13 protein-coding genes are annotated in these 15598 nt (G+C 71.1%); 10 read left to right on the top strand and 3 right to left on the bottom strand.

What is annotated here, in order from left to right; translation table 11 throughout:
- Positions 1 to 79: 79 nt before the first annotated feature.
- The 3 genes from F4X11_06555 (at position 80) to F4X11_06545 (ending at position 3870) form a co-directional block, all read left to right on the top strand.
- Complete coding sequence (locus F4X11_06555; GenBank protein MYN64675.1) at positions 80 to 1426, top strand: GntP family permease; 1347 nt, start codon at positions 80 to 82, stop codon at positions 1424 to 1426.
- 77 nt (positions 1427 to 1503) lie between these two features.
- Positions 1504 to 2700 (top strand): alpha-hydroxy-acid oxidizing protein, encoded by a 1197-nt coding sequence (locus F4X11_06550; GenBank protein MYN64674.1) that lies wholly within the window; start codon positions 1504 to 1506, stop codon positions 2698 to 2700.
- Between the two features lie 114 nt (positions 2701 to 2814).
- Complete coding sequence (locus F4X11_06545; protein MYN64673.1) at positions 2815 to 3870, top strand: alpha-hydroxy-acid oxidizing protein; 1056 nt, start codon at positions 2815 to 2817, stop codon at positions 3868 to 3870.
- Between the two features lie 90 nt (positions 3871 to 3960).
- On the opposite strand, the gene F4X11_06540 is transcribed toward F4X11_06545, so the two are convergent.
- The 3 genes from F4X11_06540 to F4X11_06530 all read right to left on the bottom strand — a co-directional run bounded on the left by F4X11_06540 (position 3961) and on the right by F4X11_06530 (position 7789).
- Positions 3961 to 6303, bottom strand: a complete 2343-nt coding sequence (locus tag F4X11_06540; GenBank protein MYN64672.1) for a response regulator — start codon at positions 6301 to 6303, stop codon at positions 3961 to 3963.
- A 483-nt stretch (positions 6304 to 6786) separates the two neighbouring features.
- Positions 6787 to 7332: a nucleotidyl transferase gene (locus F4X11_06535; protein MYN64671.1), complete on the bottom strand. Its 546-nt coding sequence runs from the start codon at positions 7330 to 7332 to the stop codon at positions 6787 to 6789.
- 4 nt (positions 7333 to 7336) lie between these two features.
- A complete protein-coding gene (locus F4X11_06530; protein MYN64670.1) occupies positions 7337 to 7789 on the bottom strand; it encodes a hypothetical protein in 453 nt (150 codons plus the stop codon).
- A gap of 418 nt (positions 7790 to 8207) precedes the next feature.
- On the opposite strand from F4X11_06530, the gene F4X11_06525 reads away from it, so the two are divergent.
- The 7 genes from F4X11_06525 to F4X11_06495 all read left to right on the top strand — a co-directional run bounded on the left by F4X11_06525 (position 8208) and on the right by F4X11_06495 (position 15568).
- Positions 8208 to 9299, top strand: a complete 1092-nt coding sequence (locus F4X11_06525) for a hypothetical protein (GenBank protein ID MYN64669.1) — start codon at positions 8208 to 8210, stop codon at positions 9297 to 9299.
- A complete protein-coding gene (locus F4X11_06520) occupies positions 9046 to 11415 on the top strand; it encodes a PQQ-binding-like beta-propeller repeat protein (GenBank protein ID MYN64668.1) in 2370 nt (789 codons plus the stop codon). The genes F4X11_06525 and F4X11_06520 overlap by 254 nt, the downstream gene beginning before the upstream one ends.
- A gap of 2 nt (positions 11416 to 11417) precedes the next feature.
- Positions 11418 to 12473, top strand: a complete 1056-nt coding sequence (locus tag F4X11_06515; protein MYN64667.1) for a low specificity L-threonine aldolase — start codon at positions 11418 to 11420, stop codon at positions 12471 to 12473.
- Positions 12474 to 12560: 87 nt separating this feature from the next.
- The gene (locus F4X11_06510; protein ID MYN64666.1) at positions 12561 to 12800 is read left to right on the top strand and encodes a DUF2191 domain-containing protein; all 240 of its coding nucleotides are present in this window, start codon (positions 12561 to 12563) and stop codon (positions 12798 to 12800) included.
- Positions 12787 to 13218: a type II toxin-antitoxin system VapC family toxin gene (locus F4X11_06505; GenBank protein ID MYN64665.1), complete on the top strand. Its 432-nt coding sequence runs from the start codon at positions 12787 to 12789 to the stop codon at positions 13216 to 13218. The genes F4X11_06510 and F4X11_06505 overlap by 14 nt, the downstream gene beginning before the upstream one ends.
- A complete protein-coding gene (locus F4X11_06500; GenBank protein ID MYN64664.1) occupies positions 13218 to 13985 on the top strand; it encodes an arginyltransferase in 768 nt (255 codons plus the stop codon). Before F4X11_06505 ends, F4X11_06500 begins: the two co-directional genes overlap by 1 nt.
- Complete coding sequence (locus tag F4X11_06495; protein MYN64663.1) at positions 13982 to 15568, top strand: glutamyl-tRNA amidotransferase; 1587 nt, start codon at positions 13982 to 13984, stop codon at positions 15566 to 15568. Before F4X11_06500 ends, F4X11_06495 begins: the two co-directional genes overlap by 4 nt.
- Positions 15569 to 15598 lie beyond the last annotated feature (30 nt).

Raw genomic sequence — 15598 nt, 5'->3', positions numbered from 1 at the left:
TACTTCGTCGCGGGTTCGCCCGCAACCGATGGTATGTTGAGCACGCAGCGTCGTCGGCAGAGGGGAGGAAGGCACCGCAATGATCACCGAGAGCACGCTCGTCGCCCTGGCCGGCCTGGTGGCCATCGTCGCCCTCCTCTTCCTGTTGATCACGCGCTTCAAGTGGCACGTCTTTCTGTCGCTGCTCGTGCCCATCGTGCTGTTCGCGCTGATTCCGGGCATCGACCGGCAGACGTTCATCGACGCCTTCGAGCAGGGCTTCGGCCGCACGATCCAGAGCATCGCGGTGGTGATCGTCCTCGGCTCGGTGCTGGCCGAGGCGCTGAAGCACACCGGCGGCATCGAGCGCATCACGGCGTCGATGATCCGTTGGGTCGGTCAGTCGCGGATGCCGCTGGCGCTGACCCTGAGCGGCTTCGTCATCGGCCTCGCGATCTTCTCCGACGTCGGCTACGTCATCCTCAACCCGCTCGTGCATTCCGCCGCCATCAGCAGCGGCCTGAACATGAGCGTGATGGCGACGGGGCTGGTCGGCGCGATGCAGCTCACCCACGCCATGGTGCCGCCGACGCCCGGTCCGCTGGCCGCGGTGGCGCTGGTGGGGGCGGACATCGGCAGCGTGATCCTGTACGGCGGCATCGCCACCCTGATCGCCTCGCTCGCCGGCTGGGCCTACGCGCGAGCTGCCGGGCCGTACATCGAGTCGCCGCCGTCGAGCGAGTTCGTCGGCCAGTCGTTCATCGAGCAGGGGCGCGAGGCGGAGCTGCCGGCGACCTGGCGCGCCTATGCGCCCATTCTCATCCCCCTGGCGCTCATCGCGGGCCAGAGCGTGACCGCGTTCGCCCTGCCCGCCGAGCACCTGATCAACCGCGCGATGCTGTACCTGGGCTGGCCGGTCGTCGCGCTCGGCATCGGCATTCTCATCGCCTACAGCAACACGCGGCCCGACCAGGCGGAGGCCCGCACGAGCAAGTGGATCGAGGAGGCGCTGCGCGGCTCCGCCATGATCATCATGGTCACCGGGCTCGGCGGCTCTCTCAGCCAGATCCTGCGCGCCACGCCCGCCGTGGACGCCATCGCCGAAGCGGTGGCCGCGACCGGGCTGCCGCCCATCTTCCTGCCGTTCGTGCTCGGCATCGCCGGCAACCTGATCACCGGCTCGACGACGGTCGGCGTGATCACCGCCGCGTCGGTGGCCGCGCCGATGATGGACACCCTCGGCCTGAGCCCGGAGGCGACGATGCTGGCCGGGGCCGCCGGCTCGATCATCATCAAGTACGTCAACTCCAGCTACTTCTGGGTCTGCACGTCGCTGTCGCGGATGCCCCTGAAGTCGGCGCTGCTCTCCTACGGCGGGGTCACGCTGGTGAACGGGGTGACGGCGATGGCCGTCGTGTACGCGCTCTGGGTCGTCGGGTTGATCTGACCGCTGATACACTCCAGAGGCCGCGCTTTCCGGTTCGCGCGGCCTGGACGTTTTCCGCTCTGCACCAGGAGGCCATCGTGGGCAAGATCGAGAAGCGTTGGCGTACGGGCATGTCGCGCCGGGAGGCGCTGGCCGGGCTCGCGTCGTTCCTGGCCGCGTCGCCGTTGCTGCACGCGCAGCGCGACCCGTGGCCGCTCGGGCCGCACCGCCGCTTCCTCGGCTTCGACGAGATGCGCGACGTGTTCGACTTCGAGCCGATCTTCCGCGCCAACGTGCCGCTGTCGGTCTACGACTACACGGCGCACGGGACCGAGTCGGAGTTCACGCTCTACCGCAACCGCGACGCCTTCGGGTGGGTGGATCTCATCGACCGGGGCGGCGTCGACGCGAAGGACGTGGACACGTCGACGGAGCTCTTCGGGCACCGCATGCCGAGCCCCATCATGCTCGCGCCGACCGCACGCCAGCGCACCCTGCACCCGGATGGCGAGCTGGGGATGCACCGGGCGGCGACCACGACCGGCACGACGATGATCGTCAGCAACGCGTCGAGCTTCCCGTTCACGAGAATCGCGCGGGCGGGGGCCGAGGGGCCGCTCTGGTTCCAGCGCTACGCCACGCGCGAAATGGAGCCGAACCGGGTCGCGCTCGGCGACGCGCAGGAGGTGGGGTCGCAGACCATCGTCGTGACCATCGACCAGCAGGCCTCCTACTACGAGCGCGATCTGCACGACCGGCACCTGGACGGCACCCCCCGCCGCGTGACGCGGCGCACGCCGCCGAATCCTCCGAACCCCTACCGGGTCGGCGCCGGCCGGTTGTGGTACGAGTGGAAGCTCTTCGACGACCTGCGGCCGATGTGCGAGGTGCCGATGCTGGCCAAGGGCATCTTGACCGGCGAGGGCGCGAAGAAGTGCCTGGAGCACGGCTGCGACGGCATCATCGTCTCGAACCACGGGGGGCGCGCCATCGACTACGGCCCCTCCAGCCTGGAAGTGCTCGAAGAGGTGGTCCAGGCGGTGGGCGGCCGGGTGCCGGTGCTGATCGACAGCGGCTTCCGGCGCGGCAGCGACGCGCTGAAGGCGCTGGCCCTCGGCGCCGACGGGGTCTGCTTCGGGCGCGCGTCCCGCTGGGGCCTCGGGGCCTTCGGCGAGGAGGGCGCCCAGAAGGTGATGGAGATCCTCAACGCCGAGCTGCGGCAGGCGATGGCAGCGGCGGGCGTGAGCTCGATCGCCAAGATCGACCGCAGCATCGTGAAGACGAACTTCCCGTAGCGAGCTCCGCCCGGGAGTCGGGAACGCCGAAACGATTGCCCGCTTCCGGACAGGTCGCCGCGCAGCGGCGCCGGCGGGGCGGTTCACGCAGCACGCGCAGCAGAGGTCACGACGATGAAGGTCGACAGGCGGGAATCCTTGCGGAAGTTCGGTGCGTTCGTGGCCGGGTCGCCCTTGGCGCAGGGCGAACCTCGTGCGCAGGGGGAGCCCGGCGGCGGGGCGCCTCCCTCGGACCGGCAGGCTCCGGTGCTGGAGCTGGTCAACGTCCCCGAGTTCGAGGAGCAGGCGCGCCTGGTGCTGGCGCCCGCGCGGTTCGAGGCGATCGGCGGCGGTCACCGCACGTCGTTCGACAGGATGACGTTCCGGCAGCGGTTGATGGTCTACGCCATGGACCTCGACCTGACCACCAGCCTGTACGGGTACGACATGTTCGCCCCGATCATCGTCGGCCCGGTCGGCAACCAGGGCGACATCCATCCCGAAGGCGAGCTGGCCACCGCGCGCGGCGCATCGGCCGGCAAGGCGGTCATGGTGGCGACGCGACAGTCGAGCCACCCTATCGAGGAGATCGTGGCGGCGAGCGCCGAACCGGTCTGGTACCAGCTCTATGCCGACAGCGGCTCGCTGGGGGACGACGCGGCGCGTGCCGTCGAGGCCGGCTGCCGGGCGATCTGTGTCACGGTGGGCGTGTCGTCCTCCGATCATCGGCCGACCTCGACGGATTGGGACGCAGTCGTCGCGCTCGCCGAGGCGGTCGACGTGCCGGTCGTCGTCAAGGGCGTCATGAGCGTCGACGCCGCGGAGACCGCGCTGGCGGCCGGCGCAGAGGGGCTGGTGGTGTCGAACCACGGCGGCCTCGTCGACCGCGGCACCGGCACGCTGGCCATCGACGTGCTGCCGGCCGTGGCCGACGCGGTGGCCGGCCGCGTCCCGGTGCTGGTGGACGGCAGCTTCCGCCGCGGCACCGACGTCCTCAAGGGCCTCGCGCTCGGCGCCGCCGCCGTCATGGTGGCCCGCCCGCCCATGTGGGGCCTCGCCGCCTACGGGGCCGAGGGCGTCCAGACCGTCGTAGAGATTCTCCAGACCGAGCTGGCCCGCAACATGGCGGCTTCAGGGCGCCCGACCATCGCGATGATCGACCGCGAGCTGGTGCGGTTCGACTCGCGTTAGGTGGCGGCGAGACGCTCGTCCCGTCGTCACCAACCGGCGACGACTCCCGTCGGCCTCGGCTCGGGCCTGCGGTTCGATGGCGCCTGGCCCTCAGCGGTCCGGCGGCTTCGCCATGCGGTAGCCGACGCCGCGCGCGTTGAACAGGTAGGCGGGGCTGGATACGCTGTCGCCGAGCTTGCGGCGGAGGTTCCTGACGAAGTTGCGCACCAGGTTCGCATCGGCTTTCTCCGACTTGGCCCAGACCCGCCGCAGCAGCGTTTCGAACGTCACGACCCGACCCGCGTCGAGCGAGAGCACGCGCAGCAGCTCGTATTCCTTGGCGGTGAGCTCGATCTCCTCGCCGCCGAGCGTCACGCGGCGCTGCGGGTAGTCGATGGCGAGCTCTCCGACCGCGAAGGGCGCGGGCTCTTCGCGGCGCCGCAGCGCCGCCCGGACGCGGGCGACCAGCTCGGTCGGCGAGAAGGGCTTGACGAGGTAGTCGGCCGCGCCCGACTCCAGCGCCTTGGCGACGGTCTCGTCGCGGCCGTAGCCGGAAATGAAGATGACGGGCAGGTCGGCGAGCTCGGGGACCTGGCCCATCAGCTCGATGCCGTCGGTGTCGGGCAGCATCAGATCCAGCAGCACCAGGCGCGGCCTCTCGGTCCGGATGATGCGCGGCATCTCCCGCGGCGCGCCGGTCACGAGCGGGGCGAAGCCGGCCTCGGCGAGCGCGTCGCGGACGAAGCGCAGCGCCCGCGGGTCGTCGTCGACCACCAGGATGCGCGGCGGCTCGGCCGATTCCGGGGCCGGCGGCGGGGTCTGGCTACGGGCCGCCGCCGCACCGGCCTCGCCGGCCGCCGGAATCGTGAAGGTGAACGTGGCGCCGCGGCCGGCGCCGGGGCTGTGGGCCCGGATGCGGCCGCCGTGCGCCTCGACGAGCCCCTTGCAGATGGCGAGCCCGAGGCCGTAGCCCGCCCTCGCGCCCTGCCCGCCGCCGCCGTGTTTGCTGAACAGGTGCGGCAACAGCTCGGGCGCCACCCCGCTCCCCTCGTCCGAGACCGAGACGGCGACGTGCGCGTCCTCGCGCACCGCCGCCACCCGGATGGGGGTCGACTCGGGCGCATGCCGCGCGGCGTTCGACAGGAGGTTGTTGAGCACCTGCACGATGCGCCGGCGATCGGCCATCACCGCGGGCAGTTGTGCCGGCAGGTCGACGAGGACGGCGTGCCGGCCGCCGCCGCTGAGGAACGTGCTGCGCGCCCGCTCGACTAGCGCGGCCACCTCCGAGGGCTCGGGCGCGACCGACAGCGTGCCCGAGTCGATGCGCCCCGCATCGAGCAGGTCGCGGATGAGGCCGCGCATGTGGCCGGCCTGCTCGGCGATGATGCGGTGGAACTCGCGCATCTCGGCCCGGTCGAGCTCGGCCGCCTCCTCGAGCAGCGCGTCGGCCGAGCCCTTGATGGCGATCAGCGGGGCGCGCAGCTCGTGGCTCACCAGGCTCAGGAACTCGGTCCGCATCCGGTCGATCTCGTCGAGCGGGGCCAGGTCCTGCATGGTCACCACCACCGAGGTGATGGCGTCCCCCTCGGCACGGATCGGCGTGGCGTTGATCAGCGTTTTGACGCTGCGTCCGTCGGGGACCGAGAGCACGACCTCCTCGGCGCGCACCGTCTCGCCGGCGCCGAGCGTCTGCGCCAGCGGAATCTCGGCCAGCGACACCTCCCGCCCGTCGGCGCGGCGGACCGAGATCACCTCCTGGAGCTGCTCGGGAGGACGGGCGGGCGTCCGCAGGCTCTCGACGATGCGCCGCGCCTCGCGGTTGAGCGACACCGGCTGCCCGCTCTGCGCATCGAGGACCACGACGCCGACCGGTGAGGTTTCGACCAGGGCTTCCAGGTCCGCCCGCGCGCGCTGCTCGCCGCGGTGCGTGCGGGCGTTGGCGATCGCGGCCGCGGCCTGCGAGGCGAACAGCATCAGCACTTCCTCGTCGTCGTTGGTGAACTCGTTGCCGTCGGCCTTGTCGGCGAGGAAGAAGTGGCCGACCTCCGCGCCGCGGTGGCGCATCGGCGTGCCCTGGAAGGTCCGCGAGAACATCCGCGCCGGCGCGATGCCGAGCGCGCGGACGTAGCCGGAGAGGTCGGCGAGCCGCACCGGCCCCGGCAGGTGACGGAGGTGCTCGAACAGGCGGCCGCTGTCGGGCCAGGTGAAGAGCTCCTGCTCTTCCTCCGGCGTGAAGCCGGAGAAGATGGGCTGCCGGGTGGGCGCGCCCGCCTCGTCGACCGTGGCGATGACGCCGTAGCGGGCGCCGGTGAGCCTGCGGGCGCTCTCGACGACCTCGGCGAGCACGGTGTCGAGGTCGAGCGTGGCGCTGATGCGCAGGATGGCCGCGCTCAGGGTGGCGATGCGCTCGCGCAGCGCTTCGTTCTCCCGCTTCGCGTCGCTCGAATCCGTCAAGGCTTCTCCCTCCAGTCGGCTTGAACCGCAATGCGCCGCGGCGCCGGAAGCGCTGCCGCCCGCTCCGGGGGCGCTTTTGGGGCACTGTAGTTCGGAAATATTATGAAAACAACATAAATGGAGTTCATTTTAACACGATACTGTGATGATACACGAACGCGGAGACGGTATGGACGGCGCCGGAGCGGGACGGCAAGTACTACGTGCGCGTGAGGGTGTTCGACGACCGCGGGGATACTGCACATGCTACGGTGACGATCACGGTTGTAGACGTGGCGCCGGTGCCGGCGCTGCCGGCGGTGGGACTCGTGTTGCTGGCGTTCCTGCTGGCGGCACGAGGGGCGAGACATGGCCGAACGCGAGCGGTACCGCCGACTGGCAGTCGACATTGTGCGAACGCTGATCGACCACGGTGAGCAGGCCGAGGGTGTCGCCCAAGCACCAGGTGCTACCCCAATCGCCACGATCGGGGCCGCGGCGGAGCTATCGCCCGCGTTCGACGCTCCGCTCCGGGAACGCGGCCTCCGCCGCGCTACGCACCGACGCCTTCACCAGCTCGCCGGGGAACAACTCCCGATACACCCGGATCGCCTCGTCTGGACCCTTGAGCCCGAGGTGCTTGCACAGCACCCCGATATCCCCCTGGTCCTTGCCACGGCCCGCCGCCAGCTTCATCGCCAGCAGATGCCGGGCCGACGCGCCGGTGACCGTCAGGTACGCCGACTCGTACACCGTCTGCGCACGGCCGTCCGGCGTGCGCGGGATCGCCGTCGTCGCCTGGTCGTTGAGCCACGAATCCGCTAGCCCGTGCCTTCGGCCGACCGTCTGTACCGCCTGCGTCAGCCGGTAGTGCCCCGCGTCGATCCGTGCGTCCACGTCCCGCGTCGCCCGCTCACGGTCGAACGCCAAGCTCATCGCCGCGCCGCCGATGATGTAGATCTGCGCCCGGGCGCCCTGGAACCTCAGCTCCCTCGACAGCTCATCGAACAGCTCAACGATGCGCTTGCGGTCAAGCAGCTCGTCAGCCATGCCGTCAGAACAGGCTCGGCCAGGGGGTCCACTGATGGCGTTCCCCCCCGCGGCCGTCGAGATCCCGGGGATCCGGTATCGCGCCGTGCCGCAGGAACGCGGCCGGAGAGTACATCAACGCATTCGCCCGTATCAACGGCGACGAGAACACAACCCACGTGCTGTCGAGGAACCGTTCCGGCTCGTCCACCCAGGCCGGCGCATCATGCCCATGCTGCCGGGCCACGTGTTCCACCGTCGCCGCAAGGAGCGCGTCCCACTTCGTTCCCGTCAGCCGGGGCCGGCCCGCGAGCGCCGCGCGTTGCTCCGCCGCGGGCAGAACGTGGAAGTTGCGCGGAAGGCCGCACACAATCAGCCGATAGATATCCGCTTCCGGCCAGTCCTCCTCGATTCCGACGAGGTAGCCGTCCAACCACAGGGGGGAGGGGGGGGGATCACCCTGTTGCAGGTCAGTCACTTCCGGTGGCCGGGGGAGCTGGCGCAATTCACGTGCCGGGTCGCCGAAAGCCTCCGTGACCAGCCGCCGCTATGATGCCTCCCCAAGTTTGAGAATACCACGACCGACGCCATTCCAGGGTTGGCAGCCACCATGACGCGCCCGCAGTGAACGCGAGGCGCAATCCCGTCCTGGACGGGGATGCAACGGGAAGGGTAGGCGCGGAACCGGGAGTGACAATTCACTGCATATCAATAGGTGTCGCACGCCTGAGTCCCGCTACGGCATCGCTGCCGGATCTCGAACCGTTCCCTCCCGAAGAGGTTGTCAAGTCTCTTCCCGGCGATTTCTTCGCGGCGGCTCCGAGAGGGAGCACGCGCGGGCTGAGGCGCAACCGAAGGGGAAGGCCCCCGTCTCGGCCGGGTGGTAGGATGACTCGGTGACTTCCCGTCGTGGGTCTACGCCGGCTGCCCCCGTGTCGGCGCCGGCTGTCTCCGCACTGCTCGGGTCCGTCCCGACAGCGGCCGGCTCCGCCGCGACGCCAACCTCGGGGTACGCGCGAGCCGAGGTCCCGGAACCCGTCCCGGAGTTCCCGGGCTGCCGCCCCATCCGCATCACGCGCGAGGCCATCGCCGACCACGAGAGCCGCATCGAGTACTGGGACGCGGCGACGGAGACGGCCTGGGTGGCGTGCGAGCCGAACACGGTCTACCACGAGAGTCCGAGCCAGGTTCTCAGCGGGCTGCTGACGCGCATCGCGGCCATCCGCGGGGCGCCGATCCTTACCCTGGGCGCGGCGGACCTGTTGCTCCGCAACGCGCGGGGCGAGCGGCAGCGCATCCTGGAGGCGGACCAGGTGGTCTTTCTGGATCCGGTGGAGACGCGGCCCCGCGGCGCCGCCGTCGAGGTGGGTTCGGACCACCTGCCGGACGTGGTGCTGGAGGTGGACTACGCCACGGACGTGCGGCGGGGCAAGCTGGGGCTGTACGAGGCGTGGGGTTTCCCGGAGGTGTGGGTCGAGGTGCCGGAGGGCGGCTCGCCGCGTCGACGCCCGAGCCTGACCATTCACCGGCGGTCGACGGAAGGCTATCGGTCCGTGCCGGCAAGCGTTGCGCTGCCGGGCTGGACGGCGGCGGAGATCCATGCGGCCTTCAACGAGGCCGAGCTGTCGGAGGCGACATGTGCCGTGCTGGAGCGGGTCGGTCGCGCGCTGGGCGAGGCCCGGGGAACCGGTCCGGACGACGATCTCTGGCTCGGGGCGCAGCGCCGGGAAGCGCATGCGGCGGGCCGTGCGGCGGGCCGTGCGGAAGGGGTGGCCGCCGGTCGTGCCGAGGGGTGTGCGGAGATCGTTCACGCGATCCTCCGCAACCGCGGCCTGGACGTCTCCGAGCGGCTGGCCGCCCGGGTCGCGGGTGAGAACCCTGCCGTGCTCGCCGCCGCCGCGCTGGCCTGCCGCGACGAGGCGGATCTGCTGGCCCGGCTGGACCAGCAGCGGCGTGTCGGCCGGCGGACGCGCACGCGCGACCGCTGAGAGGCGACGCGCCGGGTCGACGAGAGCCGGAACCCGCCGCCACGCGACGACGCGCGGGCGGTTCGCGTGCAGGAAGCCCGCACAGGGGCCGACTGACGAGCGAGAGGAGTCTCGGAAGATGCACAGGGCGACACGAATCATGATGGCGGCGGCCGTGCTCGCGACGGCGCTGATGGCCGGGGCACCCGCCGCGGCGCAGGAGCCCGGCGAGATGGTCGAGTGGCCCTACGTGGGCGCCGACCAGGCGGCGTCGAAGTACTCGCCGCTGGCCGACATCGACGCCGCCAACGTCGACCGGCTGGAGGTCGCCTGGACGTGGGAGCCGAACGAGCTGCCGAACCAGGAGTTCCGGACGCGGCCGGGCAGCTTCGAGGTGATGCCGCTGATGATCGACAACGTCGTCTACGTGTCGACGATGTACACGCGGGTCGTCGCCCTGGACGCCGAGACCGGCGAGCAGCTCTGGGCGTTCGATCCCGAGGCATGGCGCACCGGCCCGGACGGCGGCCCTCCCGGCGGGTTCAAGCACCGCGGCGTCGCGGTCTGGCCGGCTACCGCCAACCGGACGGCAGGGGCCGGCGACCAGATGCGGGTCTTCATCAACAGCCGCGACAGCCTGTATGCGCTGAACGCGGCCGACGGGTCGCTCATCCGCTCGTTCGGCGACGACGGCCGCGTGCTGCTGACCGAGAACTTCCCGAATCCGGTGACCCACGAGATGTTCGACCAGACGTCGCCGCCCGTCGTCTTCGAGGACCTGGTCATCGTCGGCAGCCGGGTGCCGGACCGCATCCAGCAACGCTTCGATACCCCCGGGTCGGTGCAGGCGTTCGATGTCCACACCGGCGAGCGGCGCTGGGTCTTCTACACCGTGCCGCAGTCGAACGACGCCTTCGGGGCCGACACCTGGGAGGGCGGCTCCTGGCGCTTCACCGGGCACGCCAACGTCTGGGGATTGATGTCCCTCGACGCCGAGCGGGGGCTGTTGTACGTCCCGACCAGCACGCCGAGCAGCGACTACTGGGGCGGCCGGCGGCTCGGCGCCAACCTGTTCGCCGAGTCGCTCGTCTGCCTCGACGCGCGGACCGGCGAGCGCGAATGGCACTTCCAGGCGGTGCACCACGGATTGTGGGACTACGATTTCACGTCGGCGCCGAACCTGATGACCCTGGAGGTGGACGGCCGGACCATCGACGCGGTGGCGGAGGTCTCGAAGCAGGGCTTCACCTACGTGTTCGACCGGGTGACGGGCGAGCCGGTCTGGCCCATCGAGGAGCGCCCGGTCGACATCGAGACCGACGTGCCGGGCGAGGTGCCGTATCCGACCCAGCCGTTCCCGACGAAGCCGCCGCCGTTCGCCGCGCAGGGGGTGTCGCTCGATGATGCGAACGACCTGACGCCGGAGATCCATCGCCTCGCCGTCGAGGAGCTGCAGACCTACCGGCTCGGACCGCTCTTCACGCCCCCCAGCTTGCGGGGGACGCTGCAGCGGCCGCGCGTCGACGGCGGCGCCAACTGGGGCGGGGCCGCCTTCGACCCGACCACCAACCGGCTCTACGTGCGGACCTCGGAGGGGGTTTCGGCCAACCAGGTGTGCGAGACCGATCCCAATCTCCCGGACGTCGACGTCGCCTACACGAACAACTGCCCGCGCGGCGGCTCGGCCGGCATCTTCCGGGGGCTGGGCGGATACGTTCCGGCGGAGCGCAGCCGGCTGGGGCCGATACCGCTCGTCAAGCCGCCCTACGCGCGGCTCGTCTCCATCGACCTGGACGCGGGCGACATCGCCTGGAGCGTGCCGTTCGGCGAGGGGAGCCGGGTGATGCGCGCGCATCCGCTGCTGCGGGGCGTCGAGCTGCCCGCGCGGCTCGGCACGCCGGGCGCTCCCGGACCGTTGGTCACCGGTGGCGGGCTCGTCCTGCTCGGCGGCGGCGACCCGTATCTCTACGCGTTCGACGCGGCGACCGGCCGCGAGGTGAGCCGCGTGCCCACCGAGTTCCGCACCAGCGGCAACCCGATGACCTACCGCTCGCGCGCGGGCCGGCAGTTCATCCTGATCGCCACCGGCGCCGGTCCCGACGCGCGGCTCGTGGCGTTCGCCCTGCCGGAGGAATAGGGTTGGGCGCCGTCGTCTTCCTTTCCAGCGACACCGAGACCCGCCCGACCGCCGGCATGCGCGCGGCGATGGCCGCCGCGGAGGTGGGTGACGAGCAGAAGGGTCAGGATCCGACCGTCACCCGCCTGCAGGAACGGGTTGCCGGGCTGCTCGGCAAGGAGGCGGCGCTGTGGCTGCCGACCGGGACGATGTGCAACCTCGTCGCGGTCAAGACGCACACCCGGCCCGGGGACGCGCTGGTGGCCGAGGCGATGGCGCACGTCATCCGGGCGGAGTCTGGCGGGGCGGCGCTCGCCTCCGGCGTCATGGTGCAGGGAATCCATACCGAGCGGGGCATCTTCACGCCGGTCGAGCTCGAGGCGGCGATGGACCGCGTGGTGGCGGTGCCTGTTCCTTACGGCCAGCCGGTCGGGCTGGTGTGCGTGGAGCAGACCCACAACTTCGGCGGCGGCGCCGTCTGGACGCGGGAGGAGCTCGCCGCGGTCGCGGCGTGTGCGCGGTCGCGCGGGGTGCCGCTGCACATGGACGGCGCGCGGCTGATGAACGCCCGCGTGGCGAGCGGTGTCCCGGCGGCGGCGTTCGCGGCCGAGGTGGACACCTTGTGGATCGACTTCACCAAGGGGCTCGGTGCGCCCATCGGCGCGGTGCTCGCGGGGTCGCGGGACTTCATCACGGCCGCACGGCGCTACAAGCAGCTCTTCGGCGGGGCCATGCGGCAGGCCGGCGTCGCCGCGGCGGGCTGTCTGTACGCCCTCGACCACCACGTCGACAGGCTGGCGGCGGATCACGAGCACGCCCGCCTGCTGGCCCGCGGCCTGGCCGCCATCGAGGGCATCGCGGTGCGCAACACCGCGCCGGAGACCAACATGGTCTTCTTCGACGTCAGCGATCTGGGGGTGAGCAACCGGGAGTTCGTCGACCGCCTGGCCGCGGCCGGCGTGCGAATGGGCGCCGCCGGCGGGCAGATCCGGGCGGTGACCCATCTCGACGTCTCGCGACAGGGCATCGAGAGGGCGCTCGGCGCAATCGGCGAGATCGCCTCCGCGGCGCGCGGTTGAGCACAGGTATTCGCCGTACGCGCGTCCGACGTCCATCCCGACGACTCGCGGTGGCGTAAAGACATACTCATTGATATGCTTTTGTGTATGCGCACCACGATAGACATCAACGACGAGCTCCTGCGCGCCGCGAAGTCCCACGCGGCCCGCGACCGCCGGCCGCTGAAGGCGGTGGTCGAGCAAGCGCTGCGGGAGCTCCTGGCGGGACCGGCGCGTGTCGCTACGGACGGCCCGCCGATTCCGGTCTTTCGCGGGCAGGGGGTCCAGCCCGGCGTGGACCTGACCGACAACGCGGCGCTTGAAGACCGGATGAATGCAGAGTCCTGACGTCAACGTCCTGGTGAACGCGTTTCGCGTGGACGCGATGCATCACGATCGCTGTCGGGAATGGCTGGACGACGCCTTCTCCGGTCGACCGCCTGTGGGTCTTTCGGAGCTGGTGTTGAGCGGCGTGTTGCGCGTCCTGACACATCCGAAGGTCTTTCATCCGCCGACCCCCACCGAGGCGGCCGGCGCCTTCGTGGAGGCGTTGCTCGCGCAGCCCGCGGCCGTCACACTGCGGCCCGGCGACGGCCATTGGCGTATCTTCCGCAACCTGTTCGCGGTGCGCCGCCTGACCGGCAACCGGATTCCGGACGCGTATCACGCGGCGCTCGCGATCGAGCACGGATGCGAATGGGTCACGCTCGACCACGGTTTCTCGATGTATCCGGGTCTCATGTACCGCAACCTGCTGGACGACTGATGTCGGTATCGGCGACCGCCAAGAGCCGGCGCTTTCTCCTCGCTTCCCACCGGTGTCTCTACTTCGCCGATCGGGATGCGCGGACGCAGTTGCTCCATCCGTACGAGCCGCGCTCGGCAGAAGACTACGCGACCCTGGCGCGCGCCGGATTCCGCCGGTCGGGCCCCGACCTCTATCGCCCCCGCTGTGACGCCTGCCAGGCCTGCATAGCTACCCGCGTCGCCGTGGATCGCTTCCGGTGGGGGCGCCGGTTCCGTCGCGTGCTGAAGAAGAACGCGGACCTCTCGGTGGACGCGCGACCGGCCGCGATAGACGACGCCGGCTTCGACCTGTACGCGCGCTACATCCGCGGCCGCCACCTGGACGGAGAGATGTACCCGCCATCGCGGCGACAGTTGGACCACATCGCCCGGTCGGACTGGGCCGGGACGTTCTTCCTGAACGCGCGGCTCGGCGATCGGCTGGTGGCCACCGCCGTCACGGACACCCACGATCACGGTCTGTCGGCCATCTACACGTTCTTCGATCCCGATCTGGCGGACCGCAGCCTCGGCGTGTTCGCGATCCTCAAGCAGGTGGAGGAGTGCCGCCGCCGCGGCCTGCCGTACCTCTATCTCGGCTTCTGGATCGCCGAGTCGGCCAAGATGAAGTACAAGATCGACTATCAGCCGCTGCAGCTTCTGGTCGACGGCCGCTGGCAGCAGATGCGGCCGGTCGCACCGGCGCGCGGCGTCGCGGACCCGAACGGGAGGACGGTTTCCCAATGACTCGAATCCACCACGTCCGGCCCTGCTGTCTGCTTCTGCTGTTCGCCGTCGCCGTCGCCCCGATGGCCGGCGCGCAGGGCGTCGACGTGACGTCGTCCACGATAGAGGACCTGAACCGGGCGTTCGACGCGGGCACGCTGTCCTCGGAGCAGCTCGTCGAGCGCTACCTGGCCCGCATAGCGGCCTACGACGACGCCGGTCCGCAACTCAACGCGGTTATCGAACTGAACCCGGAGGCGGTGGTCAGGGCGCGTGCGCTCGATGCCGAACGGGCCGCGGACGGACCGCGATCGCCGCTGCACGGGATCCCCGTCGTCCTCAAGGACAACCTCGACACGGCGGACCTGCCGACCACCGCCGGCTCGGTCCTGCTGGCCGGCTCGCTGCCGCCCGACGACGCCTTCCTGGTGCGCAAGCTCCGCGACGCCGGCGCCATCGTCCTGGCCAAGGTCAACATGAGCGAGTTCGCCTCCGGCGGCGCGATGAGCTCGCTCGGGGGACGTACTCGGAACCCGCACGATCCGACCCGCAGCCCATCCGGCTCGTCCGGCGGGACCGGGGCGGCGATCGCGGCGGCGTATGCGCAGGTGGGGCTGGGGACCGACACCGGCGGGTCGGTGCGCGGACCGTCGACGGCCAACGGCATCGCGGGGCTCAAGCCTACCTACGGACTGCTCAGCCGCGACGGCATCGTCCCGCTCGCCCTCTCGTTCGACACCGCGGGGCCGATGGCCCGCCACGTCTACGACGTGGCCGCCGCGCTCGGCGTGATGACCGGGGTCGACCCCGCCGACGGCGCCACCGCGGCGAGCGAAGGACGCTTCGAGACCGACTACACGCAGTACCTGGACTCGGACGCGCTGCGGGGCGCGCGCATCGGCGTCGCCCGCGACTTTCTCGGCCAGGACGCCGAGGTGGACTGGATCGTCGAGGCCTCGCTCGACGTGCTGCGGTCCGCCGGGGCGACGATCGTCGACCTGCGCTTCCCGGACTGGCTGCTGGATGCTCCCGGCAACTTCTACGCCCCGATCCGCTACCGCGAGTTCCGGGCGCAGATCGCCGACTATCTCGCGACCCTGAAGCCCGGCTTTCCGACCACGCTGGCCGGGCTGATCGAGGACGCGGTGCGTGTCAACGGGCGGGAGGACGGGGGCGCGGCGCCCAATCCCGGCCGCTGGCGCCTGATGCGCGAGGAGGAGGGAAGCGGCGAGCTCTCGGATTCCGAGTACCGCGCCATACGCGAGCACGGCCTGCCCCTCGTGCGCACGGCCATCGCCGGGCTCATGGACGCGGAGGACCTCGCCGCCATCGTCTATCCCACCTCGCCCCGGCGGCCGGGCCGGGCCGACATCGCGCCGGCGCCGTCCGGCGGGGGCGGGCGCTCGGCCACCCGCTATGCCAATCTGACCGGTTTCCCCGACCTCATCGTGCCGGCCGGGTTCACGGGCGAGGGCCTGCCGGTCGGGCTCTCGTTCCTGGGACGCGCGTTCGACGAGCCGCGCCTGCTGGCGCTCGGCTACGCCTTCGAGCAGGCCACCCGCGCCCGCCGCCTGCCGGTGCACACGCCGCCGCTGGCGCCGTGACGGCGCGGTTGACACGCCGCGTTAAGGCGC

This window comes from Acidobacteriota bacterium (assembly GCA_009861545.1).
In the GTDB taxonomy this organism is placed as follows: Bacteria; Acidobacteriota; Vicinamibacteria; order Vicinamibacterales; family UBA8438; genus WTFV01.
Note: the sequence above shows the minus strand (reverse complement) of the source record. Positions and strands in the feature narration are given on the sequence as shown.

Excerpts from the sequence above, each read along its gene's own strand:
- F4X11_06555 (MYN64675.1), top strand. The coding sequence starts at position 80 with ATGATCACCGAGAGCACGCTCGTCGCCCTGGCCGGCCTGGTGGCCATC.
- F4X11_06520 (MYN64668.1), top strand. The coding sequence starts at position 9,046 with ATGCGGCGGGCCGTGCGGCGGGCCGTGCGGAAGGGGTGGCCGCCGGTC.
- F4X11_06545 (MYN64673.1), top strand. The coding sequence starts at position 2,815 with ATGAAGGTCGACAGGCGGGAATCCTTGCGGAAGTTCGGTGCGTTCGTG.
- F4X11_06500 (MYN64664.1), top strand. The coding sequence starts at position 13,218 with ATGTCGGTATCGGCGACCGCCAAGAGCCGGCGCTTTCTCCTCGCTTCC.
- F4X11_06505 (MYN64665.1), top strand. The coding sequence starts at position 12,787 with ATGCAGAGTCCTGACGTCAACGTCCTGGTGAACGCGTTTCGCGTGGAC.
- F4X11_06495 (MYN64663.1), top strand. The coding sequence starts at position 13,982 with ATGACTCGAATCCACCACGTCCGGCCCTGCTGTCTGCTTCTGCTGTTC.
- F4X11_06510 (MYN64666.1), top strand. The coding sequence starts at position 12,561 with ATGCGCACCACGATAGACATCAACGACGAGCTCCTGCGCGCCGCGAAG.
- F4X11_06535 (MYN64671.1), bottom strand. The coding sequence starts at position 7,332 with ATGGCTGACGAGCTGCTTGACCGCAAGCGCATCGTTGAGCTGTTCGAT.